The organism is Arthrospira sp. PCC 8006, assembly GCF_046480465.1.
In the GTDB taxonomy this organism is placed as follows: domain Bacteria; phylum Cyanobacteriota; class Cyanobacteriia; order Cyanobacteriales; family Microcoleaceae; genus Limnospira; species Limnospira platensis.
The window spans coordinates 1-771 of record NZ_PKGG01000495.1; the positions used below are offsets into that span (position 1 = coordinate 1).

1 protein-coding gene is annotated in these 771 nt (G+C 45.6%); it reads right to left on the reverse strand.

What is annotated here, in order from left to right; translation table 11 throughout:
- Window positions 1-771 (reverse strand): Ig-like domain-containing protein (locus tag B9T16_RS29030; protein WP_410246430.1); only part of this gene is annotated, 771 nt, incomplete at both ends.

Below are 771 nucleotides of genomic sequence, written 5' to 3' on the forward strand. Positions count from 1 at the left end.
TTAGAGATAGCGCCATCATTATCTTCTACGGTATAAGTAAAGCTATCCGTACTGGTAGATGAACCGTCATGGCTATAGGTGATTGTTCCATTAGGGTTAACGGTGATATTACCGTAGTTGGGAGAGTCAACTACGGTGACGGTATCTGGGATTAAAACACCATCAGGGTCGCTATCGTTACTAAGGACGTTAATGGTAACGGCGTTACCCATCATCACTATGGCGTTATCATCATTAGCGGTGGGGGGTTGATTTTCTTGGATAGTCAGGGAGACGGTGGCTAGGTTAGAGATAGCGCCATCATCATCTTCTACGGTATAAGTAAAGCTATCCGTACTGGTAGATGAACCGTCATGGCTATAGGTGATTGTTCCGTTAGGGTTAACGGTGATATTACCGTAGTTGGGAGAGTCAACTACCGTCACCGTATCTGGGATTAAAACACCATCAAGGTCGCTATCATTATTAAGGACGTTAATGGTAACGGCGTTTCCGGTGCGGACCGTGGCGTTATCATCATTAGCGGTGGGTGGCTGATTTTCCTCGATAGTCAGGAAAACGGTAGCTTCGTTAGAGGTAGCGCCATCATCATCTTCTACGGTATAAGTAAAGCGATCGCTAYTGGTAGATGAACCGTCATGGCTATAGGTGATGGTTCCGTTAGGGTTAACGGTGATATTACCGTAATCTGGTAAATCAACCACCGTCACCGTATCCGGGACTAAAACACCATCAGGGTCACTATCATTACTAAGGACGTTAATGGTAACG